We start from the raw sequence: 24,840 nt of genomic DNA, 5'->3' as shown, positions 1-24,840 counted from the left end.
ATGTTCGACCTGTCGGCTTATGCACTGAGATTCTTGGAATACCTTGTCATCATGGTTCTTTTCGGGGTTCCACTCTTCGGTTGGTACGGGTCGCGTCGATCGGCACTCGCCGACGCCTTGGCCGGGTGGTCACTCATGGGCGTTCTATTGGCGGGTGCCGTAGCCGGTCTCGTGCTCACCGGGCTCGATGTCGTCTTCAAGACCGCGGGCATCATGGGAATGCCGCTTGCCGAGGTTGATCGCGCATCGCTTGGCTGGTATCTGCTCGAGACGTCCGCGGGCCGGGCAGCCATGGCGAGAGGCGCGCTGCTGGTCGCCCTGATGTTCGTGCTCGGATGGCATCGTCGCCGCGGGAAGGTGGAGACCGCCTTCCCGCTGGGGGCGATGCTGGCGGGCGGCGCACTCGCTTCGCTGGCATGGAACGGCCACGCCGCCGCTGGCGAGGGCTTGGCAGGCGCGGTCCGGCTTGCTGCAGGCATCGTCCATCTTCTCGCGGCAGGCGGCTGGATCGCAGCGGTCCTGATGTTCCTTGCCATGCTGCTGCGCGGCAAAGAGACGAACGGCAGCGGGCGTCTGCGATCAACGCATGACTTTCTGCATGGTTTTTCGACGCTGGGAACGATCTTCGTTGGTGCGCTCATCGTGTCCGGCATCGCGCACTACGGGGATCTCACCGCGTGGTCGTTTTCGGCCCTGTTCCAGAGCACCTACGGGAAGTTGCTGCTTTTCAAACTGGCCCTGTTCGCTGGAATGCTGGGTTTGGGAGCGCTGCACCGATGGACGCTGGTGCCGCGCTTGGAACGAGCGCTGACCAGCGGAGATCCCGCGCAGGAGGTGCGGGCTTTGCGGCAGAGTGTTACGGCTGAGGCCGCGCTGGCCATCTTGATCCTGATTGTTGTTTCAGTGCTCGGGACGCTCAGCCCCGAATAGCTGTGTAACCCGCAATGGCACACTGCCTTGGCAGTCCATCCCCACTAAAGCGAGCATCGGCATGAACTCACCGTCGTCCCATGACCATCACCATTCTGCAGGCGCAGCCCCTGTCGAGGCTGCGGATGGACGGGTCATCACCAATCCCGTCCGCTATACGGACGATGCTCCCCAGCAAGTTGAAGTGACCGCCCCAGCAGCGGTGGCCCAACCCAGCGGTACCCACGCCACGGTCTACACCTGCCCGATGCATCCGCAGATTCGTCAGCCAGGTCCCGGCACCTGTCCGATCTGCGGCATGGCGCTGGAGCCGGAGATGCCCTCGCTGGAGGAGGACGACAATCCAGAGTTACGCGATTTCACCCGAAGGTTCTGGTGGACGTTGCCTTTGACGTTGATCGTCCTGGTCTTGGCCATGCTGGGACACCGTCTGCCCGGCTTGTCCACGCAGGCGCGCACCTGGATTGAGCTCGTGCTGAGCGCCCCGGTGGTGCTCTGGGCGGGGTGGCCTTTCTTTGAGCGCTGCCTACAGTCCATCGGCAATCGCAGCCCCAACATGTGGACGCTGATCGGCATCGGCGTGGCCGCCGCGTTTGGCTACAGCGTGGTGGCCACCGTGGCACCGGACCTGTTTCCGGACTCTTTCCGCGAGCATGGACGGGTAGGGGTCTACTTCGAGGCGGCAGCGGTCATCGTCTCGCTCACCCTGCTCGGACAGCTGCTGGAACTGCGGGCGCGTTCCAAAACCTCGGCGGCCATCAAGTCCCTGCTGGGATTGGCGCCCAAGACGGCTCGCCGCGTCAAACCCGATGGGGGCGAAGAGGACGTTGCGCTGGATCACGTGCACGTGGGTGATCTGCTTCGCGTACGACCGGGCGAGAAGGTGCCGGTCGATGGGGAAGTCATCGAAGGCCGCGCCAGTGTCGATGAGTCGATGCTGACCGGTGAACCCATTCCGGTGGAGAAGGCTGTCGGTGATCACGTTATAGGCGCCACGCTCAACGGGACGGGCGCCTTAGTCATCCGGGCGGACAAAGTCGGATCCGGGACGGTACTGGCGCAGATTGTGCAGTTGGTAGCCCAAGCCCAGCGCTCCCGCGCGCCGATGCAGCGTATGGCGGACAAGGTGGCGTACTGGTTTGTCCTGGCCGTGCTGGCCACGGCGGTGCTCACGTTCTTCGGATGGGGTCTGTTTGGACCCGAACCGTCCTGGACCTTTGCCGTCCTCAATGCCGTATCGGTTCTGATCATTGCTTGCCCGTGTGCCTTGGGTTTGGCTACCCCCATGTCGATCATGGTCGCCACTGGCCGCGCTGCGCAGGTCGGGGTCCTGTTCCGCGATGCTCAGGCGATCGAGCAGCTACGTCTGATCGACACGTTGATCGTGGACAAGACCGGTACGTTGACCGAGGGGCGTCCAGCCTTTCGCGACACGCTCTCCAACGCCGGCTTCGACGCCGATCAGATCCTTTGTTTGGCCGGCAGCTTGGAGCAGGGCAGTGAGCACCCCTTGGCCGAGGCCATCGTGGCTGAAGCCCAGCGACGTGGCTTGAACCTGGTGGCCGCCCAAGATTTTGATTCGCTCACCGGCCAAGGCGTCCGCGGGCGCGTGTCCGATCAGGATGTCGTGCTCGGCAACCAAAGCCTGATGGCGTCGGTTGGCGCCGATGTAGCACCTTTGCAAAGCAGCGCCGAGCGTCTTCGGAAAGAAGGCGCTAGCGTGATGTTCCTGGCGGTCAATGGTCGGTTGGCCGGCGCCATTGCGGTGGCTGATCCCATCAAAGCCACGACCTTGCCTGCCTTGAACCTGCTACGTGCCGATGGCCTGCACGTGGTGATGGCCTCCGGTGACGCACAGGCGACGGCCGAGGCCGTGGGGCGCACGCTGGGCATCGAGGATGTGCGTGGTGGCGTCAAGCCGCAGGACAAGGCCGACCTGGTCCAGCAACTCAAAGCCCAGGGTCGTCGCGTGGCCATGGCTGGCGATGGCATCAACGATGCGCCGGCCCTGGCGGCAGCCGATGTGGGCATCGCGATGGGGACGGGCACGGATGTGGCCATGTCCAGCGCCCAGCTCACCCTGGTCAAGGGTGATTTGAGGCGCATCGTGCAAGCCCGTGCCATCTCGTCTTTGACGGTGGCCAATATGAAGCAGAACCTGGGCTTCGCCTTCGTCTACAACGCCATCGGCGTGCCTATCGCCGCCGGCTTGCTGTATCCCAGCTTCGGCCTTTTGCTCAGTCCGATGATGGCGGCCCTGGCCATGAGCCTGAGCTCGGTTTCGGTGGTCACCAATGCCCTGCGTTTGTCCGGCTCCACCGTTGTTGCCACCCCCCACCCTGACCGCGCCGATGAGCCTGCGCGCGGCCATTCCTGTCACTGATGGCTCATATCCCACAAGGAGTACTGCAATGAAGCGTTATGCCTCCCTCTCGATGATGGCCTTATTCCTGATGGCGGGCGCGGCCTTCGCCGGCGGCCAGACCACCACGCCCACCACCGACCACGGTCAGCACAAGCCGGCGGCGGCCGATGCCGATTTCACCAAGCTCGATGCCAACAAGGACGGCTCGCTGTCCAAGGAAGAACTGGCCAAGCACAAGCTGGCGCCGCACTTTGGCATGCTCGATAGCAACAAAGATGGCAAGCTGAGCCCGCAGGAATTCGCTGCCGGCAAGGGTATGTAAGTGTTCTCAGCCCGGGAGCTGTTCCAACAGTTCGCGGGTTCTTCCGCCGTTCTGCCATTCCCACGGAGATTGTTATGTCCTCTTCGCACGGTACGCACGAAAACGCGCAAGACCCGCAGTCCCAGCACGCAAAACCGCACGCCTCACACCAACCTGCCCACCAGGCACAACAAGGGCATCAAGGCCATTACGGCCGCCTGTTGTTGATGATGGGCCTGTCTTTCGTGGCCATGTACGCATTGATGTACGCAATGGTCGATCAGTGGGCTAACGTCTATAACAACGTGAACCAGTTCTACATGGCGGGCCTGATGGCCGCTCCCATGCTGCTGATCGAGCTGTGGCTAATGTCCAGCATGTACCCCGATCGCCGACGCAATCTGATTCTGGCTGGTCTGACGGTGGCGTTCATGCTGTTCTGCTGGTGGGGCATTCGCACTCAAGCAGCGGTCACTGACAAACAGTTCATCCGTTCGATGATTCCCCACCACGCTGGCGCCATCCTGATGTGTGAGGAGAATCGTCTGAAGGATCCTGAGTTGGTGAAGCTCTGCCAGGACATTATTACCTCGCAGACACAGGAGATCGCGCAAATGAAGCAGTTGCTGGCTGAGCGTTCCCATTAGCTCACTGCCTTTTGCCAGCCGATATCACTTCACTGAGCCTGCGCACTGACCATTCGGTGGATCAAACGCGCGGCCACACGTGCGGTGGCTTGATCCGGATCCAGGGGCGGACACAGTTCCGCCACGTCGACCACACGTACCTTGCCCGAGGCCATGACCAGATCCAGCAGGGCTTCCAGGACCTCCAGACTCACCCCGCGTGGGTTGGGGGCGCTCACGCCCGGGGCCACCACCATTGAGTACGCCGGCAAGATCACCAGCGGCTTGGGTAGCTACACCCAGTGGCGTGGCTTGGGCTCACTGCGTATGGGCAAGAACCGTTGGACCGGCGTCTATTCGGCGCAGTACATCGGCAGCGCGGACGACATCATCGCCGTGCCCGACACGATCGGCTCGCATGTGTCCAGCGTGGTGTACCACAGCCTGCAACTGAGCTACGGCATCAAGAAGAAGTGGGATATCTCCGCCGGCGTTGAAAAAGTGCTCGATAAGAAGGCGCCGTTCGTGAAGAACAACCCCAACACCGACACCGACACCATGACGTACGACTTGCTGGGTCGTCGCTGGAATGTCCGCTTTGGTTACCACTGGTAAGCCACGATCACGAGGAGCTACACATCATGAGAAACACGCAACTATCCGCCACACTACTGCTGTTCGCTGTGGCCGGCAGTGCCGGTGCGCACGACCTGTTTGTCGCTTTCTCCAAGCCTGGCACCGCAGCGGGCGAGGCGAACACAGCGTTGGTGAACAATGGCACCTTCGATGAAAGTGCAGGTGCAGTCACCCGAGCGCGTCTACAGGACGTTTCGCTGAGTCAGGGCGGCGCTAAGGCTGCACCGGACTTGGCCAGTTGGAAAGAGGTCGGCAAGCAGAGCCAGCTCACCGTGCATCCGGCGGGCGAGGGCACCTATCTGCTGGGGGTCTCGACGATGGCCTCCACCAGCACGCGTACGGCCAGCGAGTTCGGCAAGTACCTGGAGTTGGAAGACTTGCCCGATACCCTGGCCACCTATGATGCGAGCAAGTTTCCCAAAGGGGTCACCTATAGCTATACCAAGCATGCTCGTACCATTGGACAGGTGGGCACAAAACTGACCGACGATTTCGCTGCCTCGCTGGGCTATCCGCTGGAGATCCGCTTGGCCCGCAATCCTGGAAGCGTGAAGGTCGGCGAACAGCTGTCGTTCCAGGTGCTGCAGCAGGGCACGCCAGTGCCCAACCTACGCGTGTACGTCGGTCATCGTGCTGACGCACCGGTCAAGGGTGGGCACGGTAGCGCTACGCTCCTGCGCACCGATGCCCAAGGCCAAGCCAGTTTCCAGGTGACCACCGCCAAGACCTGGTACATCCACACCAATCACATTGTGCCCTCTACACAAAAGGGTTTGGATTTTGTGTCGGATCGGGCGTCGCTGAGCTTTGAGATTTCCCCGCACGCCGGGCACTGATAAGTAAGCATGTAGGCGGTACTCTCCCCTTTGACGCCAGTCATGACTTCTTCCATGACTGGCGTCTTTTTGTGGGGACTTACCTCAAGTGCTCAGTCTGTCTCTCATTGGTCGCCCCGCGCCGCGCGCAATCCACGTCGCCGCACTAGATAGAACGCTGCGGGAATCACCACCATAGAGAGCACCGGTGCGGTGAGCATGCCACCCAGCATCGGCGCGGCGATACGTTGCATGACCTCCGAGCCGGCACCGGCACCGACGAAAAGCGGAAACAACCCGGCTAGGATGACGGCTACCGTCATCGCCTTCGGGCGCACCCGTTGCACGGCGCCTTCGTAGATAGCCTCTTGCAGGGTAGACACATCTTCCGGCGCACCGCTGGCCAAGCGCTGCTCCCAGGCATGACGCAGGTACAGCAGCATGATGACGCCGAACTCAGCCGCAACGCCGCCCAGGGCGATGAATCCGATCATGCTGGCCACCGAAATCGCATGGCCCAGCCCCCAGATCAACCAGAAACCGCCCACCAACGCCAAGGGCAAGCTGAGCAGGATGATGGATACATCGCTAAGCCGGCGAAACACCATCCAGATGACCAGGAAGATGATCGCCAACGCCGCGGGCACCACCCATTGCAGGCGTGCCAAAGCCCGTTGCAGATACTCGTACTGCCCCGACCACGCCAGACCATAGCCGGCAGGCAAACTCACCTGGGTCTGCACCGCGGCTTGCAGGTCCTGGACCACCGATCCCAAGTCGCGATCGGCCACATCCACGTAGATGTAGCCCACCAACCGGCCGTTATCGCTCTTGAGCATCGGCGGGCCTGGGCTGATTGACAGCTCCGCCACCTGGCTCAAGGTCAGTTGCACACCGCCTGGCGCGATCAGCGGCAGATCCTGCAAGGCCTGCAACGAGTCACGCTGGCCACGGGGGTAGCGCAAGACGATGGGATAGCGTTCGCGCCCCTCGATCGTTTCCCCGATTGGATCACCGCCAACGACCGTGGCAATCAGTTGCTGGAGTTGGCCTTGAGTGAATCCGTAACGTGCAGCGATTTCCGGGCGCACCTGTACATCGACATAGCGCCCACCCGTGACGCGTTCGGCCAGTGCCGAACTCACGCCGGGCACAGTCTTGGCCACCTGCTCGATCTGCTGGCTCAGGCGCTCGATCTGCTCCACATCGGGTCCGGAGACCTTGATCCCAATCGGGCTCTTGATGCCGGTGGCCAACATATCGATGCGATTGCGAATGGGCGGGACCCATAGGTTGGTCAGACCGGGAATCTTGACCGCTGCGTCCAACTCCTGGCGTAGCTTCTGGGGGGTCATGCCCGGGCGCCATTGATCCCGCGGCTTGAAGGTCACGGTGGTCTCAAACATTTCGATCGGTGCCGGATCGGTCGCACTTTCGGCACGGCCCGCCTTGCCGAACACGTGCTCAACCTCCGGTACGGTCTTGATCATCCGGCCCGAGAGCTGGAGCAACTGACGGGCCTTGTCGGCGGACAGGCCGGGCAGGGCCGTGGGCATGTACAACAGGCTGCCTTCTTCCAAGGGCGGCATGAACTCACTGCCCAACCGGCTAAAGGGGATCAAGGTGAGCACTAGCAGCAGGCCGCTGAGCAGCAAGGTGACACCGGGATGTTTGAGGACCCACAGCAGGATGGGCCGATAGCCAGCGATCAGGATGCGATTGATGGGGTTCTGCTGTTCCGGGCGGATGCGGCCGCGGATCAGGTAGCCCATCAAGACGGGGATCAAGGTCACCGACAACCCTGCTGCGGCGGCCATCGCGTAGGTCTTGGTGTAGGCCAGAGGCGAGAACAATCGCCCTTCCTGCGCCTGCAGGGCAAAAACCGGCACGAAAGACAGGGTGATGACCAGCAAGCTGGCGAACAGGGCCGGTCCGACCTCGGCCGCCGAGCGGGCCATCAGCTGCCAGCGCTCCTCACCCTGAGGTTCCCGGCCGTGCGCCTCCCGCCAGTGCTCCAGATGCTTGTGTGCATTTTCGATCATCACCACCGCTGCATCGACCATCGCACCAATGGCGATGGCGATGCCGCCTAATGACAGCAAGTTGGCGGAGATCCCCTGGGCGTGCATCACGATGAAGGCCGCCAGGATACCCAAAGGCAGGGTGATGACGGCCACCAACGCCGAGCGTAGGTGCCACAGGAACAGCAGGCATACCAGCGCTACGACCAGAAACTCTTCGCCAAGCTTGTGGGTGAGGTTGCGTACCGCATCCTGGATCAGCTCGGAGCGGTCGTACACCGGCACCACTTCCACGCCCTCGGGCAAGCTGGATTGCAACGCCTGCAGTCGCGCTTTGACGTTCCGAATGGCCCCCAAGGCATCCTTGCCGGTCCGCAGGACGATCACGCCGCCGGCCACCTCACCTTGACCATCCAACTCTGCGATACCACGACGGAAGACCGGCCCGCGACTGATCGTGGCCACCTCGCCGAGCAGGACGGGGATGCCGTCGTTGCCGGTTACCGGCACCTGTTCGAACGCCTCCTGTGTGCGCAGGTAGCCTTCGCTGCGCACCATCAGTTCGGCTTCGCCTTGTTCGATCACCGAGCCCCCGGTAGCGCCGTTGGCCGCATCCACCGCCTCGATGAGCTCGGCCACCGTCAGTCCACGGGCCGCCAACGCCTGCGGATCGGGCTGGATCTGCCAGGCGCGCACCGCACCGCCCACACTGGCTACTTCAGCCACGTCCGGCACGGTTTTTAGCTCATAACGAAGAAACCAGTCCTGCAACGCACGCAGCTGCCCCACATCACGTTGACCTGTTCGATCCACCAAGGCGTACTGGTAGATCCAGCCCAGTCCTGTCGCATCAGGACCCAGCGCCGGATTCACATTCGGCGGAAGTCGATCGCGTACCTGGCTCAAGTACTCGAGCACTCGAGAGCGCGCCCAGTAAAGATCAGTGGCATCGTCAAACAGGATGTAGACGAATGAATCACCGAAGAAGGAGAAGCCGCGTACCGCCTTCACGCCCGGCACGGACAACATCGTGGTGGCCAACGGGTAGGTGACCTGGTCTTCGATGATGCGCGGGGTTTGCCCCGCCCATTGCGTGCGGATGATGACCTGGGTATCGGACAGGTCCGGCAGCGCATCCAGCGGCGTGTTCTTTACCGACCAGATACCGACCACCGCCAGCAGCGCGGCGGCAACCAGCACCAGCACGCGATTGGCGATGCAAGCATGGATCAGGCGCGCGATCATGGTGTGCCCTCCATCGCTTCGGACATGACCTCGCTTGCCTGGCAATCAGCGGCTGCGGCGGGGCCGAACTTGGGTACCAACTGCATATCCATGAACGGTGACTTGCCCGGCTTGTCGAAATGCTTCTCCGGCACCATCGGGTCATACCAGTACTGCACCGGGCAGCGCGGCGGCGTAGAGGTGGAGGTGTCTGGCGCGACAGGCGCCGGCTGTCTGGACGGTGACGGCACGACAGTGCGTGGTTCGTGCCCGGCGTCATGGCGCTCGTGCACACCTGATGCGCTGGCAGGGCGTGTCGGTTGTGCAGCACCCAGGCGCTCCAACGCACCGGAGAGACTGGCTTCGGAGTCGAGCAAGAACTGACCCGAGACGACCACGCGTTCACCACCGGCCAAGCCTGCCACGATCTGCGTGCGCCCTTGCACGCTACGTCCCACACTCACCCGCACTGGCCGGAAGCTCCCGTCCGGATCCTGCACGATGACCCGGCTGTCCCGCCCGGTGGCGATCAGCGCCTCCGTGGGAACGACTGGCAGGGCCTGCTCGGCGTCGGGCTGCACCAGAACCTCGGCGAACATGCCCGGCACCAGCCGACGCTGCGGGTTGCGCAGCACAATTCGCGCCCGCTGCGTGCGACTAGCCATGTCGACCTGGGGAAGCAACGCCTGGATCTGTCCGGCAAAGCGCTCTGCCGGCCAGGCACTGACCGTGGCCTGCACTGAGGTCCCCGGCCGCAAGGTGCCCAGCGCTGCCTGGGGTACCGAGGCCTCCAGCCACAACGTGTCCAGCCCATTGATCTTGAACAGTGGCGTACCGGGCATCACCGTCTGTCCCTCGCGTGCCAGGATCTCGGTCACGACACCACTGTGGTCTGCGCTAAGCACGACGCCACTTCTGGCCGAGGCGCCAGAAGGAACACCCAACGAACGCAACCGTTGTTGCGCCGCACCCTGCAGCTCACGCGCGCCCGCGGACTGAGCTTGGCTCAGGGCATGTGCTTCGGCGATGGCCGCGTTCCATGCCGGGGCCTGCACGGTGGCCAGCGTTTGACCACGACGAACCTCGGTAAACGGCGCCTTTACCTGCACGTGGGTGATCAAGCCTTCCATGCGCGCACTGATCACGCTTTCCTGGGTCAGATCCCACGTCAGTGTGCCCGGCACGCGTACGGCAGTCCCTAGTAACTCTACCGTCACTTCCTGAGTGCGTATGCCCACGTTCTGCTGCAGGCGCGGATCGATCTGCGTTCCGCCCCCTATGGCCTCATCTGCGTATTTGGGCAGCAACTCCATATCCATGAACGGAGATTTGCCCGGCTTGTCGAATCGCTGCTCCGGCGCCATGGGGTCGTACCAGTACAGCACCTTGCGTGCTTGATCTGCGACGCTCGTGCCGGGGGGCGGGGTGGTATCAGAGGTTCGAGTCATCCAGGCGTAGCCGCCGGCAAAGCCGAGCGCCAGCAACCCGAGGGCCACGGCGAGCTGTGTGAGACGCGTCTTGGTCGGGCTCATGGCGTGTTCTCCTCATGGGGTAGCAGATAGGCCAGTGCCGCCCAGGCACGGCCCTGTTCGCCCAGCAGACGGGCGTTCTCCAGGTGCAATTCGATCTCATCGCGCCGCGCTTCCAGCCACGGCTGCAGGTCGGCACCGGCGCCGTAGGCGGCCAACGCCGTGCGTGCACGATCGCGCGCCAAAGGCAGGCTCTGCGTGTTCTGGCGCTCCAACTGGCCGGTTAACCCGCGCCATCGCGCTATCGCGCGTTGCACCGACTCGGCTTGGATGCGCCGGGCCTCATCGCGCTCTGCGGACACCGCCTCCAGCTCGGCCCGCCGTGCCGCGATGCCTCGTGCTTGGCGGTTCTTCTGGAACAGCGGCAGGCCCACACCCACTTCCACCATGAGCATGTCGCTGCGCGCCATGCCGTCGGGTGCGCGCTCGCGACGTCCGTAGGTGAGCTCCACACTCCAATCCGGGCGGGTTTCGGCCACGGCCGCATCCACCTGGGCCTGGGCTAAGCTCTCGCGTGCCTCCCAGCCCAGTAGTGGCGTGTGTTGGTCCAGTTTGGCCAGCAGTTGGGTGGGCTCCAATGGCAACTGCGAAAAATCCGGTGCCGCACCACTGGCCAAGATCGCCTCTGGTGCAATACCCAACCACCGCGCCAGGCCGGCCTGCGCGGCGGCGTGCTCCGCATGTACCTGCTCCAGGCGATTGTCCAACTGCAGTAGGGCGGCCTGGGCGGCAAGCACATCACTGGCCCCGGCCGTGCCGCCTGCCAAGCGAGCACGCGCCGCACGCTCGGCTATACGGGCCGGCTCGCGCAGACCTTCCAACGCATCTACGGCTTGCTGCGTACTCCACAGCTCGATCCAGGCCAGCGCGGCCGCTTGGGCCACCATCTGCTGTTCGGCCATCGACAGTGAGCGCGCTTGCGCCAGCGTCGCTTGCGCCAAGGCGTGCTCGGCACGTCGTTTCGCACGCGCAGGAAACTCCTGCATCAGACCGATTTGCTGGGTGGTCATCTCATCGGCCCGCAAGCTGAAGGCATCGGGTCCGCTGACGGGCCAGTTCGCCAGCCCCACGATCAAACGTGGGTCGGGAAGCGCGCCAGCACGCGCGGCTTCTTCGGTACTGGCATCGATCTGCGATCGGCGCACCTGCAGGGTTGGGGCGTTAGCAAGCGCCCGTTGTAGGGCTTCTGTGTAGCTGATCGGGATAGCGGGCGATGCCGCCAGCACAGGACCCACTGAGCGCCAGGGCAAACACGAACCCACACGCCATCTTGCGCCTTGCACGCAAGAAGAAAGACATCTCCATAAGACCTCCGGGAAACGACAACGAGCGCGCTGCAACGCATGCAGCACGAGCACGGGTCAATCCAGGAGGGGGCTTAAATCAGCAGGCTACAAAAGCGCTGCAGGGGAGGCGGATCGGACACGCACACCGGAACATCCCGATACAACTGCGCGTGTACCGGTGGCAACAGAGCCTGCACCAGCGCGAAGGCGGCCAGCGCGGGCTGGTAAGGCACTTGAGGGGCCTTCGCATCGGCCGTGGCGATGTGATCGCGCTGGCAATGCTGGTCGCACAACGCCGGAGCATCGGGATCCGGCGTGGACATCTCTTCGCAACCGACCATCAGGGTCGCTTGTCCAGCTTCCACCGATTCCAGCGGACAGGCGTAAGCCACCAGCGCGAGTTGCTGCAGCAGCAGCGCCCACAGTCCCAGCCATGCCAGTCGGGCACGAGAACGGGGTCGCCGCCATCGCCTCAGCAGCCTCACCATGACAGCTCCCGCACGCCCGAAGCAGCGCCTGCGGACGCTGGGCAGATCAGGGCAGGGGACGTGCGAGCTCTCATGATGGCCAGTCTAGCCCTCTTGGGGCCGACTGTCATTGATCAGGATCAAGCCCTCGCGCGGACTCAGCGGTGGCATCCGCCGCAGCAGGAGGATGCGACGGCCGGGGCGGCCGGCGTACCAGCCTCAGAAGGGAGCACCGCAGCGATCACATAGCCTTGCCGCTGGATAGCCTCAACCGCCTGTTCTACGGCAAGCAGGCCCTCGATCTTGACCACGCCACTGCCCAGATCGACGTCCACCTGGGCGTGGGGGTCAAGGGCCTGAATGGCTTGGGTGACCGTTCGGACACAGTGACCACAGGTCATACCTTCAACAACGAGATTCATGGACAACCCTCCAAAAGCATCGGCGGTTTGCCGACGGCGTGACGATGAGCCTTCCCACGGTGGGAAGGTCAAACGACAGGCAAGTTGAGTGGTAATCCGTCCCGCGTTGTTGACCTTCCCATCATGGGAAGGCTCAGGCTACCTGCTCGTTCCTATTGGCCCTCACTCCATGGACATAACGCTCACTTATGCGAATTAAGTTATTGATTATATTACATTAATACAGGAATCGCAAGGTCTGTAGTTGCACCGTGCCCTGGCCGGCCACAAACGCGATAAGCTAAGCATTCCTTAGTGCTAGTCATTCTTGATGTCATGACGATGCCATCTGAGCGCACCCGCAATGTGCTGCAGGCGGGCGCGTTCCTCAGGCAGCTAGCGGCCAGCCAAGCCGTGCCTAAAGAGGTGCGGCAAGAGGCATATCGACTGCTGCGGCACTATCCAACCGTCAGCGACATCGAGGCGATTGCTGAGCACGAAGAGCGGCTGCGAGCGCTGACCCAGTCGGCCTTCGTACGACCCTACCTGAGCAGCGAGATCGAGGCGGATTGGTTCTCCGGGTACCCGCTCGGCCCTCATCGCATCTGACCATGAAGCAACCGAGCAGGCCGCGTGGAAGAGGGACTACGTCTGCGGAGACAGCGCTGGAGGCTTCCTTTGAACGGGCCCGCGACAGTGCGGCCGAGGAACGCGCATTCTTCAAGCGACTGATGGATGCGATCGTGTACGTGCATGCGCCCATCTCGGACGACGCGCAGACACTGCGGCTGGTCCAGTTCCGCCATCCTGACGGTTTCGATGCGATCCCTTTCTTTACCTCGCTCGACAAGGCGCAGGCGGCCAGCTCGTCTGCTGTCAGAATTCTGGGAGTTTCAGGCCGTGAGCTGCTAACCGGTACTCGCGGCGCGACGTTGATGCTCAATCCCAACTACGGCGGCGTTGTCCTGTACCCGGAAGAGGTTGCGACATTGTTGGATACGGGCTTTCTGGCCAGGGTGGAACGTCTGGCGCCGGCGGAGTTCGCGGTGAGACCTGCCCAGGCCGCGCCGGCTTGGCTCGCTCCGGCCATCAGCGGCAGCCTTGAGCACGCCGACTTCGTCTCGTCGGCCTATCTCCTGGAAACTCACTCGTCAGGGGGCGTCGAACAGCCTCCCGGTCTGTTGATCTGGCTGGTGGTGGACCTGGCTTTCGCCGAGCGGGCGGCTCGTCTGGTGACCACCGCCATACAGCCCTTATGCTCAGATTTGGACGTCATCATCGACTTGGCGGTCCACGACGTATCGCTGCCTTTGCCGGCGGGCTTGGATGATCCCCAGATCCTGCCCATATTTTTTCACGAGAATCAAGCCAACTTGAGCACAGCTCATCGGCCTATGAGCCCTGAAGATAAGCTACTAGCACTCCTTCCGGGATTGACCGAGGAAGAGAAGGAACGGCGGACCCGCGAGGGTATGGCCGACGTCGACGCTGGACGTACGATCCCGCACGAGGAACTACTGCAATGGATCAGGCGACGGTCAGAGCCTTCTTGAAGGTTTCCGTTGGGTCAGGAGCGTGGAAACTCTTGAATCCAATATTCAAGAAGGGCACGCGTGCCTGAGCAGTACTCCAGGAATGCCTGTGTCACGCGGCTTCTGGTTCAATCAAGCCTAGGTCTGTAATCCACGAACTGCCTGACGTCGAGGGGTGTTTCCTCGTTGAATCATGGTGTTAGAGACGATTCGGCTGTTTTTCTCACGAATCCCTGCCGACCTTCTTGAAAAACTGAACCAGACCTACCCAAACGCTTCCGTAAGGCAGGTGGTGAGAGGGCAGGTTAAGCACATCAGGGATAGCAATCCCAAGGAGATAGAAGCGCTACGACAGGAGGCCAACGATCAACTTCCTACTATCGCCGAGCTAAAGAGGGTCAGTGCGGTTGATCCAGAGTTCCGGATGGAAAACAGCTTCTTTGGGCCCAAGCCAGTCATCACCGCCCGCATCATCAACCGCTCAACACTGCCATTGAGCGAAGCGAGCTGGAATGCGGCGCTGTACATCAATGGCGATGTACAGCCTGTAGCCACGTCGAAGGTGCGCAGCGATTTCCGTTCCATCGAAGGCCTCAAGCCCGAACACCATGTTACGGCTCGATTCACTGTCGGATTCGTCAAGGGCGATAAGGCCTGGACCACCTTGGCGATTCGTCAAGCTACATCCACACGCGTCGAGCTGGAGATGATCCCTGAGACAGCAATGGACTTTACGGACAAAGCCTATCTAAGTGCCGATCTTCAGAAGCGCATTGATTTCCTTGAGAACCAACTCAAGCAAGCGAGCGAGTTCGAAGATGTCTGATGCTACCAAGCCCCGCCGGCGGATCACCCTCCGGCGGGGCTTGGTAGCGGTACCGACGTTCACCCCCGCCAAAGAGGACCATTACACAATGCGCCCGTCCATCCTCGCCTTGGACTTAGAAGGAACGCTGATTTCCAACGCTGTAAGCCAGATCCCGCGCCCGGGCCTCTACGAATTTCTGGAGTCGGCAAAGTCGCTCTTTGAGGGTCTAGTCATCTTCACCACAGTTCCGGAGCCTAGATTTCGCGAGATTGCCGACCTATTGGCTTGCGAAGGAGCGGCCCCGGGTTGGTTTGCCCGCTTGCCATACATAGACTGGACTGGGCCGACGAAGGATCTTGCCAACGTTTCCCAGCCCATCGGCTCTGCATGGCTACTAGATGATTACGCCCCCTATGTACAACCGGGACAGGAACATTGCTGGGTCCCGGTTCAACTGTTTTGTTCTCCTTACCCCGAGGACGACGCGGGACTGGACGATGCCATCGAGGCAATCCGTAAGCGACTGAACGAGTACTAGAGGGCCATCTCTTGGCCAGCGTCCAATGGGCCACAGGCTCGCCGGTCAACCAAGGTCCAGCGCTTCGTTGGAGAACCGTCGATATAGACCTGGGGGGGCGTTTACCGCGATAGAGTCCTGAGCCCCCTCAAACCATCTCATGGACCCGTGGCAGCTGGTCGGTCTACTCAGACTAGAAGCTAAAGCTGCCAACTGCCGCTAGGTTCCAGCCAGTACGCCATGCCCAGCGGCAGGAAAGTCTCCATTGCAACGTCCAGGATCAACGGCTGACGCCAACCCTGACCAGGCAAGAAGCAAAAATCCTTCCGGGCGAGGGTTCCAGCTTGCTCGCGTCCAGCTAACCAGATGCATCTGCGTTTTATCTCGCGATCAAGTGCTCGCCTCGCGGCATGCTCATCCAAACCGCTTTGTATGAACTCCGAGGCAGAATTTCGCATGCTCGCCCACAGCACGTAGCGCTTACGCCCCAAGCTGAGCGCATTCCATTCAGGCGATCCAATCGACTGAAGCCCGTCGCCTAGCTTCGGGTCCAACCGATGCTTCCGCAGAAGGTTTGCCAAGTACGCTCGAGCTTCGGTGGATGCCAGTGAAATTCCGAGATTCCGCCTCGCACTGGGCGTGCACTCAGCCGCCCACTGGGTGAGCGACCGGGTCAATGCCGACTCAAGGTTCAAGTCACTGCGAGACCACGGAGATTTGTAGGACCAAGCCAGGGGCTCATACAGAGATCTTGCGGCAAGCCGAGAACATTCGACTGGTTCGCGATGGAGGACGCGCAGCGTCGCAAGCGTGTCAAGTGCCTGCGAGGCCAACCCCTCAGCAGCTACCGGCGAACTAGCCGTTCTTGAGCGCTCTAGCGCGCACCACGCGCACGCAAGAAAGGGACCTATTGAACGAACGAAATTGTCCAGTTCTGGCCAGGGCGCGATGAGGGTCGGTTGGCTAACGACATAGGCCACACAGCCCTCAAATCGCGATACCAGTTGTCAGGATATCAACCTGCCCACAGACTGTCTATCTGACTTTCCGATATTGACCCTTAGGTGTTCTCTCCAGTTCAACGATATCTGAACATCCGATATCCTAGCCGTGCAGCGAATGAGCGGGGAGCGCCCCGGCGCACGACGCAGAACGTTACCGCATGTTGGGAGAGCCGAAATGATGCGCACCAGCGCTAGCCACCCGTTACTGATTGCAGAGTTGCCTGTTGGAGCCCATGGAGGCGGCATAGGGGTGACATTTGCGCCAGGCAAGTACCAGGAAGTCGCCATGACTGGAGCATGGGCGAGAGACCTAGATGTGGACGTCTCGGCTATTCAGGACTGGGGTGCCACTCACCTAGTCACCTTGCTTGAGCCTTGGGAGCTCAAGGACCTTCGAATCGAGAGCTTACCGGCGATAGTGGCGGGGAAGGGCATCTCTTGGCATGGACTGCCAATCACTGATGGAGCCGCACCAGACGACAGACTCCTCAAAGATTGGCTACAGCTAAGTGCTGAGCTCGTCGCTGACATGCTGAGCGGTCAAAGGATCGTGGTCCACTGCAAGGGGGGGTTGGGACGCGCGGGAACGGTCGCTGCCATGCTTTTGCTGCAGTCTGGCGAGGCCAAGCGGGCATCGGATGCCATCCACATGGTGCGGCATGCCAGGCCAGGCGCAATCGAAACGATTGCTCAAGAGGAGTTCCTAGAGTACTGGGCGCAGAGCCTTCACCCGGGCGGAGCTTGACCACTCAGGTGCGCAGTCAGGAACTCAAGGACGAGTTGCCTGTGGATCCAGAACTCGAGGGCTTCTTAGGTCTGGATCCAGAAATCGACGGCGTCTCCATAGTGGATCTTCGCGAGGGTTCAGGGCACATCAAAAATTCGCTGCCTCGAAAGCTAAGAACCTTGCTGTCGCACGAATCAGGGTCTTGTGCTGGGGCCGGACCAGCGCTATCGCTGACTAAGGCAGGGCAACCTCCAGGGACTGTACTGCGACGGCGCGATCAATAGACATCTGTCAGATGTATCGCCACCACTATCGATCTAATGAATGCTGACTCAGCCGATGCGTGCTGCCTTAGGAGTTACGATCTGACTGCACTCGTGGCCGAGGCGAAACGCCACGACGTACAGGACCGTGGCATCCATCGGCATACCTGAGCCCATCCGAATGACGACCTTACGCTGACCGTGCGACAGTGATACTCCCAGTTCCCGCAGGACCTCAATGCGCTGCTGCAGCCCGTCGTAGATGTCTAGCTTGTCGACTTCTGAATACAGGTCTTGGCAGTCGCGATACTCACGGTAGTAGTCGACCAGTGCAGCAAACTCGCTCGCCGCCTCGCGCGACAGCTCGAAAGCCGGTTCGGACAGATCCATGTCGCACGAAACGATCAGGCTGGCCAGCTCGCGCCCAGCAGCAAGCGGGGACACCGCCAGGGTGATGTAGTCGCGCTCAAACTGCGCTTGCGCCGCCTGCAGTTCCTCGTCTGTCGGCAGCGAGAAAGGCTTGTTGAGTGCATCGATGTCATTGAAATCGAAGGCGCGCGCCAGTGCGCGACGGGTGTCGAAACTGGCCGAGTCACCCTGCTCAACCCGCTGAACTGTTCGCACGTTCAGGCCCGAGATCTCGGCCAATTGTTCTTGCGACCAATGACGCAACTGGCGGAACTGGCGAATGCAGGCGCCAACCTCAGCAGCGGTAAGCAGGCGAGGCGGGGTCTTGGTGGTCATAGAAGATAACTCCGGAGGGGTAGGGAGCCCAGATTAGGAGGGTGCCGAACTTGGAAACATGACAGTCGCCCGACAGGCCCCCGACACAGATCAACTGCCAGGACTTGCCCCAACGAGAAATCCGGGGCAACTGCTTATGCGCCCGTGATGTTCTCCCCGTGCCCCCAGAGGGGGGCGAGGCCCAACTGCCTAGTCACTCACCACAGACCCCACCCTAGACGCGCAGGCGATCCGGGACAGCTCTATGGCGAGGGCTGATGGGGGGTCAATGGCTCCAACTCTGGCAAAACACCCCCAAATTGATGATGCAGTGCATTCATCCATGCCAGAACTGGTTCGCCTGGCCACAGGTGCGCCAGATTCAGAAGGGTTAGCATGGCAAGCGCATTGCTGTTCATGGCCACCCCCGCCAGAAGCGCGCCCGGGTAGCCATTTAACTGCCTTGCCAAGGGGTGAATCCCGGCATGGAGATAGGAGTTCAAGCCGACATAAAGGCATTGTCTGGCTCTGCCCAACAACTGTGATGCTCCTCGGGGCCCAGAGGACTCAAGCTTTACGAGCATGTCCTGAACGCCAGGGAGCCTCTTTGCCGCTTGCTGACTCTCCAGAGTCAGGGGCGCAAGAAGCTTCTCGATGTCGGTGTCGGTAGCTGCATAACATGCCCAGGTTGCACGCACGAGGGCCTCATACTGGGGCCGGACCAGCGAGATTGCTGACTGGGGCAGAGTAGCGATCAGGGACTGTACTGCCACGGCGTGATCAAGGGACATCTGGCAAAGTGCCGCCACCGCCGTCGATCTTCGGTCACGTCCATGCTCTATCTCCATCCAAGCGGCTCGAATTTCACCCAAGAGCTCTAAGGAGCCCTCCAGCACAGACGCCCGATCCTGGTCAGCCGATTGAGGCACAAGTCATCCTAGAATCGTGATCTGCAGGCAAGAGTAACGGCTCGTCCATCGGGCAAAGCCCTCAGTTGGCCGGCTGGGCTGCAGCATCTGTTAGCCGGTAATCTCTGCATTGCATCATCCGTGCATCAGCAATTTCTGCGTTGCGTCAGTCGCAAGTCAAATTTTTCTGCAATGGACCGTCTTGCACTGAAATTTTATTCCTCAAAAGCTGAAATCTCTGCAATGGCACCCTAAGAATGTCTGCGATGAACAGCGTTCTGGTCCGCGCGCGATTGCTTCCTATATTGCAACCATACGCTCAGCCAGCCAACCGCCGGGATCCATGATCGCGCGAGCGGACGATCCCGGTCGCAAATGGCTGGCTGCCGTCACTCTCGTGGCTTTGAGCGATCAAGGGGAGCAGTCTGGCCCACGTGTCGAACAGAAGCCTTGGATCTTGGTGGATCAGAAGCGAAACCCGCAGCGCATCTTCCATCGCCTTGAGGTAGCCGCGGCGTATCTCAAGTGCGTTCTCGCAAGCATTGGGGCGACCAAGAATTTGTGTGATCGCGGAGGCCATAGCAGTCTGGACAGGAGGGGAGGGGAAGGCGATAGTCTGCAAACGTCTAGACGATCCCGCAATGAGCATCCTCAACGTTCTCCTCACTCGTGACCACCTCGTCGTCGCAGCGGATACCCTGGCAGAGGATGCTCTCACAGGGGCGTATTCCGCGGGGGCAAAGCTGCTGCTGATCCCTCAGCACAACGTAGTGCTTGCTGCGCGCGGGTCTACGCAATTCTTCCTGGGGGGCTCGCAGAATTCGGAAAAAATCGTACGCTAAGGTTTTCCGGGCATCCGTAGGGGCCGAAACTTCCCGTCTTCCAGTCTGCGGCTCTGCCGCCAGACGTAATCGCCGGTGAGGTTGATGTGCTCCCAGCCCAGCGGCGACAGGAATTGCAGCAGCTCGCCGTCCACCGGCTTGCCGGCCTCGACCAACCCCTGGGTGGCGCGCTCCAGGTACACCGTGTTCCACAGCACGATAGCCGCCGTCACCAGGTTGAGGCCGCTGGCCCGGTAGCGCTGCTGCTCGAAGCTCCGATCCCTGATTTCCCCAAGGCGGTTGAAGAACACCGCCCTGGCCAGCGAGTTGCGCGCCTCACCTTTGTTCAGGCCGGCATGCACGCGGCGGCGCAGCTCAACACTTTGCAGCCAGTCTAGGATGAACAGCGTGCGTTCGATCCGGCCCAGCTCGCGCAGGGCCACGGCCAGGCCGTTCTGGCGCGGATAGCTGCCGAGCTTGCGCAGCATCAGCGAGGCAGTGACGGTGCCCTGTTTGATCGAGCTGGCCAGGCGCAGGATGTCGTCCCAATGGGCGCGGACGTGCTTGATGTTCAGGGTGCCGCCGATCAGCGGCCGCAGCGTCGGGTAGGTCTGCACGCCCTGCGGCACGTACAGCTTGGTTTCGCCGAGGTCGCGGATGCGCGGCGCGAAACGGAAGCCCAGCAGGTGCATCAGGGCGAAGACGTGATCGGTGAAGCCGGCCGTGTCGGTGTAGTGCTCCTCGATCCGCAGGTCGGACTCGTGGTACAGCAGGCCGTCGAGCACATAGGTGGAATCGCGCACGCCGACATTCACCACGCGGGTGCTGAACGGCGCGTACTGGTCGGAGATATGGGTGTAGAACAGCCGTCCCGGCTCACTGCCGTACTTCGGGTTGACGTGTCTGGTGCTCTCGCCCCGGCCGCCAGCCCGGAAACGCTGGCCATCGGAGGATGAGGTGGTGCCGTCGCCCCAGTGGGCGGCGAAGGCATGCTGGTACTGGTGGTTGACCAGCTCGGCCAGGGCCGCCGAATAGGTCTCGTCGCGGATGTGCCAGGCTTGCAGCCAGGACAGCTTGGCGTAGGTCAGACCGGGGCTCGACTCGGCCATCTTGGTCAGCCCGAGGTTGATCGCATCACCGAGGATCGCGGACAGCAGCAACGTCCGGTCTTTGGCCTCGGCCCCGTCCTTCAGGTGGGTGAAGTGGCGGCTGAAGCCCGTCCAGTCGTCCACGTCCATCAGCAGTTCGGTGATCTTGATGCGCGGCAGTAACTGACTGGTCTGGTCGATCAGCGCCTGCGCCCGATCCGGCACCGCCGCATCCAGCGGGGTGATCTTCAACCCGGACTCGGTGAGGATGGCATCGGGCAGCTCGTTGTCCTTGGCCAGGCGGGCGACAGTGGCCAACTGCTCGTCCAGCAGCTGCAAGCGCTCTTCCAGATACTGGTCGCTGTTCGGGTTGATCGCCAGCGGCAGGGCCTGTTCCCGCTTGAGCGCGGCGAACTTCTCGGCCGGCAGCAGGTAGTCGTCGAAGTCGCGGAACTGCCGCGAGCCCTTGACCCAGATGTCGCCGGAGCGCAGGGCGTTCTTCAGCTCGGACAGGGCGCAGATTTCGTAGAAGCGCCGGTCGAGGCCTTCCGGGGTGATCACCAGTGGCTTCCAGCGCGGCTTGATGAAGGCGGTGGGAGCATCGGCCGGCACCTTGCGCAGGTTGTCGGCGTTCATCTCGCGCAGCGTCTGCACGGCTGCCAGCACGCCCTGCGCGGCCGGGGCGGCGCGCAGCTCCAATACCTCCAGCAGAGCCGGCGTGTAGCGGCGCAGGGTGGCGAAGTTCTCGCCGACCAGGTGCAGGTGGTCGAAGCCCTCCGGCCGGGCCAGCAGCTCGGCTTCGCTGACGCTCTCGGTGAACTCGTCCCAGGGGATCACCGCCTCGATGGCGGCATAGGGGTCGCTGCCGGCTTCCTTGGCCTCCAGCAGCGCCTGGCCGATCTTGGAGTACAGGCGCACCTTGTCGTTGATCGCCTTGCCCTGCTTCTGGAACTGCTGCTGATGCTTGTGCTTCGCGCCGCTGAACAGCTTGACTAGGATGCGGTCGTGCAGATCCACCAGCTCATCAATCACGGTTGCAGTGCTCTCCAGCACCACGGCGGCCAGGGTCGCATAGCGCCGCTGCGGCTCGAACTTGCCGAGGTCTTTGGGCGTCATCTGCCCACCCTCGCGGGCCAGCTTGAGCAGGCGGTTCTGGTGGATGTGCCGGCCCAGGACTTCGGGCAAGTCCACCAGCTGAAATGTCTTCAGCCGCTCGATGTGCTCAAGCATATGCCGAGAGTTGGGTTTCAGCGGTGCCTGGCGCAGCCAGGTCAACCAGGTGATGCTGCTGCCGGCCTTGAGCTTCAACAGCTCGTCCAGCTTGGCCCGATGCGAGTCCGTGAGCGGTTCAACCAGGGCGCGGTAGACCCGCCGATTGGCCCGTGCAATGGCCTCCGAGCAAGCCCGGTCGATCACGCTCAACGCCGGCAGGATGCGTCGCTTCTGCCGCAGGCTCTCCAGCGCCTGGCCGGCCAGCAGCAAGCCCTTGTCGGTCTGCTGGGCCAGTTCGGTCAGCTCGCGCACCAGGGCGCGGAAGTCGGACAGGCCGAACGGGGCCAGTTGAAGGTAGGTGCGCAGTTCCTGGGCGTGCTCGCGACGGGTCACATCGCGCTCGCCGTACTTCGTCCAACTCGCCGGATCGGTCTGGACTTGCTTGGCCACCCACAGGATGACCGGTTCGGGCAGCTCGCTGTCAGTGCCCAACGCATAGCCGGGGTAGCGCAGCAGGCAGAGTTGCACGGCGAAGCCGAGGCGGTTGGCGTCGCCGCGCCGCTGACGGATCAGCGACAGGTCGGAGTCGTTGAAGGTGTAGTAGCGGATCAGGTCATCCTGGCTTTCTGGCAACGCGAGCAGGGTGCCCCGCTCCGTGGCCGAGAGGATCAAGCGACGCGGCATGTGTCAGTCGTCCGTGCGGAGGTACTGGTAGAGGGTTTCCCGGCTGATGTTGAACTCGCGGGCAAGCTGCGCCTTGGGCTCGCCGGCCGTCGCTCGCTGCCGCAGGGTAGCAGCCTGCTCATCGGACAGGGCTTTCTTGCGGCCCCGGTACGCGCCACGCTGCTTGGCCAAGGTGATGCCCTCACGCTGCCGCTCGCGGATCAGGGCGCGCTCGAACTCAGCGAAGGCCCCCATCACCGACAGCATCAGGTTGGCCATCGGCGAGTCCTCGCCAGTGAACACCAGGCCCTCCTTCAGGAACTCGATGCGCACGCCGCGTTGAGTCAGCTTCTGTACCAAGCGACGCAGGTCATCGAGGTTGCGGGCCAGCCGGTCCATGCTGTGCACCACCACTGTATCGCCTTCGCGGACGAAGCTCAGCAGCGCTTCGAGCTGGGGGCGCTGGGTGTCCTTGCCCGATGCCTTGTCGGTGAACACCTTGCTCACCTGTGTCTGTTCCAGCTGGCGTTCCGGGTTCTGGTCGAAGCTGCTGACCCGGACGTAGCCGATGCGGTGCCCCTGCACGATGTCTCCTTGGTTGAAGGCGGCTTAAGTGCTCCTTCTGTTCCGTTGTGCCTCAAACCCCGTTTCTGTCAGGCTGAAATCTATGCCCTTCGCAGGCATGTGTCAAAAAATGCGAAAGATGACTCTATTCTGACTAAGCGGTGTCATTTTCAGAAGGTGACTGCACGGAATATCAAGAGTCGGCTGCACAGTCTTTTCTGATCTGTGGTCGTCTCAGAAAACGGAAAATAAAGCACGCTAAGCTGTGGAAGCCCCTGCCAAGCTCGTTCCACCTTGCAACGACGCAATCAGCGGACACGAAACATTCCCCTGCCGCGAATGGCAGGCGCACACCAGGTCAGACAGCACAGCCTCCATGCGCGCCAAATCGGCCATCTTCTCGCGCACGTCTTGGAGCTTGTGCTCGGCCAGGCTGCTGGCCTCCTCGCAGTGGGTGCCATCGTCGAGCCGCAGCAACTCGGCGATTTCATCCAGGCTGAAGCCCAACCGCTGGGCCGATTTCACGAATCGCACCCGTGTCACGTCCGCCGCGCCATAGCGGCGAATGCTGCCATAGGGCTTGTCCGGCTCGGGCAACAAGCCCTTGCGCTGATAGAACCGGATGGTCTCCACATTGACCCCGGCCGCCTTGGCAAAAACGCCAATGGTCAGATTCTCAAAATTAATTTGCATATCGCTTGACTCCGTACATAACTACGGAAGTAAGCTTAAGCTATCCAAACCAAATTTGAAAGGACAAGCGTATGTCTGAACCACAAAACGGGCGCGGCGCGCTCTTCGCCGGTGGGCTGGCCGCCATTCTTGCGTCGGCCTGCTGCCTGGGGCCGCTGGTTTTGATCGCCTTGGGGTTCAGCGGGGCATGGATCGGCAACCTGACGGTGCTGGAACCCTATCGCCCGATCTTCATCGGCGCAGCGCTGGTCGCGCTGTTTTTCGCCTGGCGGCGCATCTACCGCCCGGCGCAAGCCTGCAAACCGGGTGAGGTCTGCGCGATTCCCCAAGTGCGAGCTACTTACAAGCTCATTTTCTGGATCGTGGCCGCGCTGGTCCTGGTCTCGCTCGGATTTCCCTACGTCATGCCATTTTTCTATTAATCACAGGAGTTCATCATGAAAAAACTGTTTGCCGCCCTCGCCCTCGCTGCCGTTGTTGCCCCCGTGTGGGCCGCCACCCAGACCGTCACGCTGTCCGTACCGGGCATGACCTGCTCCACCTGCCCGATCATCGTCAAGAAGGCGATTTCCAAGGTCGAAGGCGTCAGCAAAATTGACGTGACCTTCGAGACACGCGAAGCGGTTGTCACGTTCGATGATGCCAAGACCAGCGTGCAGAAGCTGATCAAGGCAACCGGAGACGCGGGCTTTCCGTCCAGCGTCAAGCAGTAAATC

25 protein-coding genes are annotated in these 24,840 nt (G+C 61.8%); 14 read left to right on the top strand and 11 right to left on the bottom strand.

The features are described 5' to 3' along the window. The 4 genes from copD to N5D20_RS18495 all read left to right on the top strand — a co-directional run bounded on the left by copD (position 1) and on the right by N5D20_RS18495 (position 4,243). Positions 1-930 (top strand): copper homeostasis membrane protein CopD, encoded by a 930-nt coding sequence (gene copD, locus N5D20_RS18510; RefSeq protein ID WP_017354978.1) that lies wholly within the window; start codon positions 1-3, stop codon positions 928-930. Positions 931-991: 61 nt separating this feature from the next. Next, positions 992-3,313 carry a copper-translocating P-type ATPase gene (locus N5D20_RS18505; RefSeq protein WP_219625521.1) on the top strand — a complete coding sequence of 774 codons (2,322 nt, stop codon included), beginning with the start codon at positions 992-994 and terminating at the stop codon, positions 3,311-3,313. A 28-nt stretch (positions 3,314-3,341) separates the two neighbouring features. Continuing rightward, positions 3,342-3,617 (top strand): hypothetical protein, encoded by a 276-nt coding sequence (locus N5D20_RS18500; RefSeq protein ID WP_005413412.1) that lies wholly within the window; start codon positions 3,342-3,344, stop codon positions 3,615-3,617. Positions 3,618-3,691: 74 nt separating this feature from the next. Next, complete coding sequence (locus N5D20_RS18495) at positions 3,692-4,243, top strand: DUF305 domain-containing protein (protein ID WP_031269107.1); 552 nt, start codon at positions 3,692-3,694, stop codon at positions 4,241-4,243. Between the two features lie 29 nt (positions 4,244-4,272). Here the strand turns inward: N5D20_RS18495 and N5D20_RS18490 are convergent, their stop codons facing one another. Then, positions 4,273-4,461: an arginase family protein gene (locus N5D20_RS18490; RefSeq protein ID WP_187756563.1), complete on the bottom strand. Its 189-nt coding sequence runs from the start codon at positions 4,459-4,461 to the stop codon at positions 4,273-4,275. Between the two features lie 46 nt (positions 4,462-4,507). On the opposite strand from N5D20_RS18490, the gene N5D20_RS18485 reads away from it, so the two are divergent. Further along, positions 4,508-4,837, top strand: coding sequence for a TonB-dependent receptor (locus tag N5D20_RS18485; protein ID WP_223025135.1), 330 nt, complete (start codon positions 4,508-4,510; stop codon positions 4,835-4,837). 26 nt (positions 4,838-4,863) lie between these two features. Further along, entirely contained in the window at positions 4,864-5,694 is an 831-nt protein-coding gene (locus tag N5D20_RS18480; RefSeq protein WP_005413408.1) for a DUF4198 domain-containing protein, read from the top strand. A gap of 104 nt (positions 5,695-5,798) precedes the next feature. On the opposite strand, the gene N5D20_RS18475 is transcribed toward N5D20_RS18480, so the two are convergent. The 5 genes from N5D20_RS18475 to N5D20_RS18455 all read right to left on the bottom strand — a co-directional run bounded on the left by N5D20_RS18475 (position 5,799) and on the right by N5D20_RS18455 (position 12,622). Continuing rightward, positions 5,799-8,939, bottom strand: a complete 3,141-nt coding sequence (locus N5D20_RS18475; RefSeq protein WP_005413407.1) for a CusA/CzcA family heavy metal efflux RND transporter — start codon at positions 8,937-8,939, stop codon at positions 5,799-5,801. Continuing rightward, positions 8,936-10,450 carry an efflux RND transporter periplasmic adaptor subunit gene (locus N5D20_RS18470; protein WP_005413406.1) on the bottom strand — a complete coding sequence of 505 codons (1,515 nt, stop codon included), beginning with the start codon at positions 10,448-10,450 and terminating at the stop codon, positions 8,936-8,938. The genes N5D20_RS18475 and N5D20_RS18470 overlap by 4 nt, the downstream gene beginning before the upstream one ends. Continuing rightward, positions 10,447-11,682, bottom strand: coding sequence for a TolC family protein (locus N5D20_RS18465; RefSeq protein ID WP_279948134.1), 1,236 nt, complete (start codon positions 11,680-11,682; stop codon positions 10,447-10,449). The genes N5D20_RS18470 and N5D20_RS18465 overlap by 4 nt, the downstream gene beginning before the upstream one ends. Before the next feature lie 143 nt (positions 11,683-11,825). Next, entirely contained in the window at positions 11,826-12,125 is a 300-nt protein-coding gene (locus tag N5D20_RS18460) for a hypothetical protein (RefSeq protein ID WP_232017559.1), read from the bottom strand. Positions 12,126-12,358: 233 nt separating this feature from the next. Continuing rightward, positions 12,359-12,622 carry a cation transporter gene (locus N5D20_RS18455; protein WP_021201833.1) on the bottom strand — a complete coding sequence of 88 codons (264 nt, stop codon included), beginning with the start codon at positions 12,620-12,622 and terminating at the stop codon, positions 12,359-12,361. A gap of 294 nt (positions 12,623-12,916) precedes the next feature. On the opposite strand from N5D20_RS18455, the gene N5D20_RS18450 reads away from it, so the two are divergent. From N5D20_RS18450 to N5D20_RS18430, 5 genes are all read left to right on the top strand, one after another. Continuing rightward, positions 12,917-13,210: a BPSL0761 family protein gene (locus N5D20_RS18450; protein ID WP_223224794.1), complete on the top strand. Its 294-nt coding sequence runs from the start codon at positions 12,917-12,919 to the stop codon at positions 13,208-13,210. A 2-nt stretch (positions 13,211-13,212) separates the two neighbouring features. Continuing rightward, positions 13,213-14,154, top strand: coding sequence for an SseB family protein (locus N5D20_RS18445; protein WP_049401588.1), 942 nt, complete (start codon positions 13,213-13,215; stop codon positions 14,152-14,154). A gap of 175 nt (positions 14,155-14,329) precedes the next feature. Then, entirely contained in the window at positions 14,330-14,959 is a 630-nt protein-coding gene (locus N5D20_RS18440) for a hypothetical protein (RefSeq protein ID WP_136191796.1), read from the top strand. An 88-nt stretch (positions 14,960-15,047) separates the two neighbouring features. Beyond that, a complete protein-coding gene (locus N5D20_RS18435) occupies positions 15,048-15,479 on the top strand; it encodes an NIF family HAD-type phosphatase (protein WP_031269101.1) in 432 nt (143 codons plus the stop codon). A gap of 1,098 nt (positions 15,480-16,577) precedes the next feature. Continuing rightward, entirely contained in the window at positions 16,578-17,207 is a 630-nt protein-coding gene (locus tag N5D20_RS18430; RefSeq protein ID WP_306341171.1) for a cyclin-dependent kinase inhibitor 3 family protein, read from the top strand. 314 nt (positions 17,208-17,521) lie between these two features. Here N5D20_RS18430 and N5D20_RS18425 read toward each other — a convergent pair whose 3' ends face one another. Continuing rightward, on the bottom strand, positions 17,522-18,196 hold the full coding sequence (locus tag N5D20_RS18425) for a helix-turn-helix transcriptional regulator (protein WP_005413401.1): 675 nt from the start codon (positions 18,194-18,196) through the stop codon (positions 17,522-17,524). Positions 18,197-19,402: 1,206 nt separating this feature from the next. Beyond that, positions 19,403-19,663, bottom strand: a complete 261-nt coding sequence (locus tag N5D20_RS18420; protein WP_049401600.1) for a hypothetical protein — start codon at positions 19,661-19,663, stop codon at positions 19,403-19,405. Positions 19,664-19,724: 61 nt separating this feature from the next. Between N5D20_RS18420 and N5D20_RS18415 the strand changes: the two genes are divergently transcribed. Further along, on the top strand, positions 19,725-19,925 hold the full coding sequence (locus N5D20_RS18415) for a hypothetical protein (protein ID WP_032966765.1): 201 nt from the start codon (positions 19,725-19,727) through the stop codon (positions 19,923-19,925). On the opposite strand, the gene N5D20_RS18410 is transcribed toward N5D20_RS18415, so the two are convergent. The 3 genes from N5D20_RS18410 to merR all read right to left on the bottom strand — a co-directional run bounded on the left by N5D20_RS18410 (position 19,922) and on the right by merR (position 24,124). After that, a complete protein-coding gene (locus tag N5D20_RS18410) occupies positions 19,922-22,888 on the bottom strand; it encodes a Tn3-like element TnAs1 family transposase (protein ID WP_005413400.1) in 2,967 nt (988 codons plus the stop codon). The genes N5D20_RS18415 and N5D20_RS18410 overlap by 4 nt on opposite strands. A 3-nt stretch (positions 22,889-22,891) precedes the next feature. Continuing rightward, complete coding sequence (locus N5D20_RS18405; RefSeq protein WP_010921730.1) at positions 22,892-23,452, bottom strand: recombinase family protein; 561 nt, start codon at positions 23,450-23,452, stop codon at positions 22,892-22,894. 237 nt (positions 23,453-23,689) lie between these two features. Then, the gene (gene merR, locus N5D20_RS18400; protein ID WP_005413398.1) at positions 23,690-24,124 is read right to left on the bottom strand and encodes an Hg(II)-responsive transcriptional regulator; all 435 of its coding nucleotides are present in this window, start codon (positions 24,122-24,124) and stop codon (positions 23,690-23,692) included. Between the two features lie 71 nt (positions 24,125-24,195). Here merR and merT point away from each other — a divergent pair, with 71 nt between their 5' ends. Beyond that, positions 24,196-24,546, top strand: coding sequence for a mercuric ion transporter MerT (gene merT / locus N5D20_RS18395; RefSeq protein ID WP_031623830.1), 351 nt, complete (start codon positions 24,196-24,198; stop codon positions 24,544-24,546). Between the two features lie 15 nt (positions 24,547-24,561). Then, a complete protein-coding gene (merP, locus tag N5D20_RS18390) occupies positions 24,562-24,837 on the top strand; it encodes a mercury resistance system periplasmic binding protein MerP (protein ID WP_005413396.1) in 276 nt (91 codons plus the stop codon). Positions 24,838-24,840: the final 3 nt, after the last annotated feature.

Origin of the sequence: Stenotrophomonas sp. GD03877, from assembly GCF_029840555.1 — a bacterium.
In the GTDB taxonomy this organism is placed as follows: domain Bacteria; phylum Pseudomonadota; class Gammaproteobacteria; order Xanthomonadales; family Xanthomonadaceae; genus Stenotrophomonas; species Stenotrophomonas geniculata.
The sequence above is the reverse complement of the archived record's forward strand: the minus strand, read 5'-3'. Positions and strand labels throughout refer to the sequence as shown.

Excerpts from the sequence above, each read along its gene's own strand:
- N5D20_RS18455 (WP_021201833.1), bottom strand. The coding sequence starts at position 12,622 with ATGAATCTCGTTGTTGAAGGTATGACCTGTGGTCACTGTGTCCGAACG.
- merP (WP_005413396.1), top strand. The coding sequence starts at position 24,562 with ATGAAAAAACTGTTTGCCGCCCTCGCCCTCGCTGCCGTTGTTGCCCCC.
- N5D20_RS18410 (WP_005413400.1), bottom strand. The coding sequence starts at position 22,888 with ATGCCGCGTCGCTTGATCCTCTCGGCCACGGAGCGGGGCACCCTGCTC.
- merT (WP_031623830.1), top strand. The coding sequence starts at position 24,196 with ATGTCTGAACCACAAAACGGGCGCGGCGCGCTCTTCGCCGGTGGGCTG.
- N5D20_RS18425 (WP_005413401.1), bottom strand. The coding sequence starts at position 18,196 with ATGACCACCAAGACCCCGCCTCGCCTGCTTACCGCTGCTGAGGTTGGC.
- N5D20_RS18415 (WP_032966765.1), top strand. The coding sequence starts at position 19,725 with ATGAGCATCCTCAACGTTCTCCTCACTCGTGACCACCTCGTCGTCGCA.
- copD (WP_017354978.1), top strand. The coding sequence starts at position 1 with ATGTTCGACCTGTCGGCTTATGCACTGAGATTCTTGGAATACCTTGTC.
- N5D20_RS18420 (WP_049401600.1), bottom strand. The coding sequence starts at position 19,663 with ATGGCCTCCGCGATCACACAAATTCTTGGTCGCCCCAATGCTTGCGAG.
- N5D20_RS18475 (WP_005413407.1), bottom strand. The coding sequence starts at position 8,939 with ATGATCGCGCGCCTGATCCATGCTTGCATCGCCAATCGCGTGCTGGTG.
- N5D20_RS18430 (WP_306341171.1), top strand. The coding sequence starts at position 16,578 with ATGAGCGGGGAGCGCCCCGGCGCACGACGCAGAACGTTACCGCATGTT.
- N5D20_RS18500 (WP_005413412.1), top strand. The coding sequence starts at position 3,342 with ATGAAGCGTTATGCCTCCCTCTCGATGATGGCCTTATTCCTGATGGCG.
- merR (WP_005413398.1), bottom strand. The coding sequence starts at position 24,124 with ATGCAAATTAATTTTGAGAATCTGACCATTGGCGTTTTTGCCAAGGCG.
- N5D20_RS18495 (WP_031269107.1), top strand. The coding sequence starts at position 3,692 with ATGTCCTCTTCGCACGGTACGCACGAAAACGCGCAAGACCCGCAGTCC.
- N5D20_RS18505 (WP_219625521.1), top strand. The coding sequence starts at position 992 with ATGAACTCACCGTCGTCCCATGACCATCACCATTCTGCAGGCGCAGCC.
- N5D20_RS18470 (WP_005413406.1), bottom strand. The coding sequence starts at position 10,450 with ATGAGCCCGACCAAGACGCGTCTCACACAGCTCGCCGTGGCCCTCGGG.
- N5D20_RS18435 (WP_031269101.1), top strand. The coding sequence starts at position 15,048 with ATGCGCCCGTCCATCCTCGCCTTGGACTTAGAAGGAACGCTGATTTCC.
- N5D20_RS18445 (WP_049401588.1), top strand. The coding sequence starts at position 13,213 with ATGAAGCAACCGAGCAGGCCGCGTGGAAGAGGGACTACGTCTGCGGAG.
- N5D20_RS18480 (WP_005413408.1), top strand. The coding sequence starts at position 4,864 with ATGAGAAACACGCAACTATCCGCCACACTACTGCTGTTCGCTGTGGCC.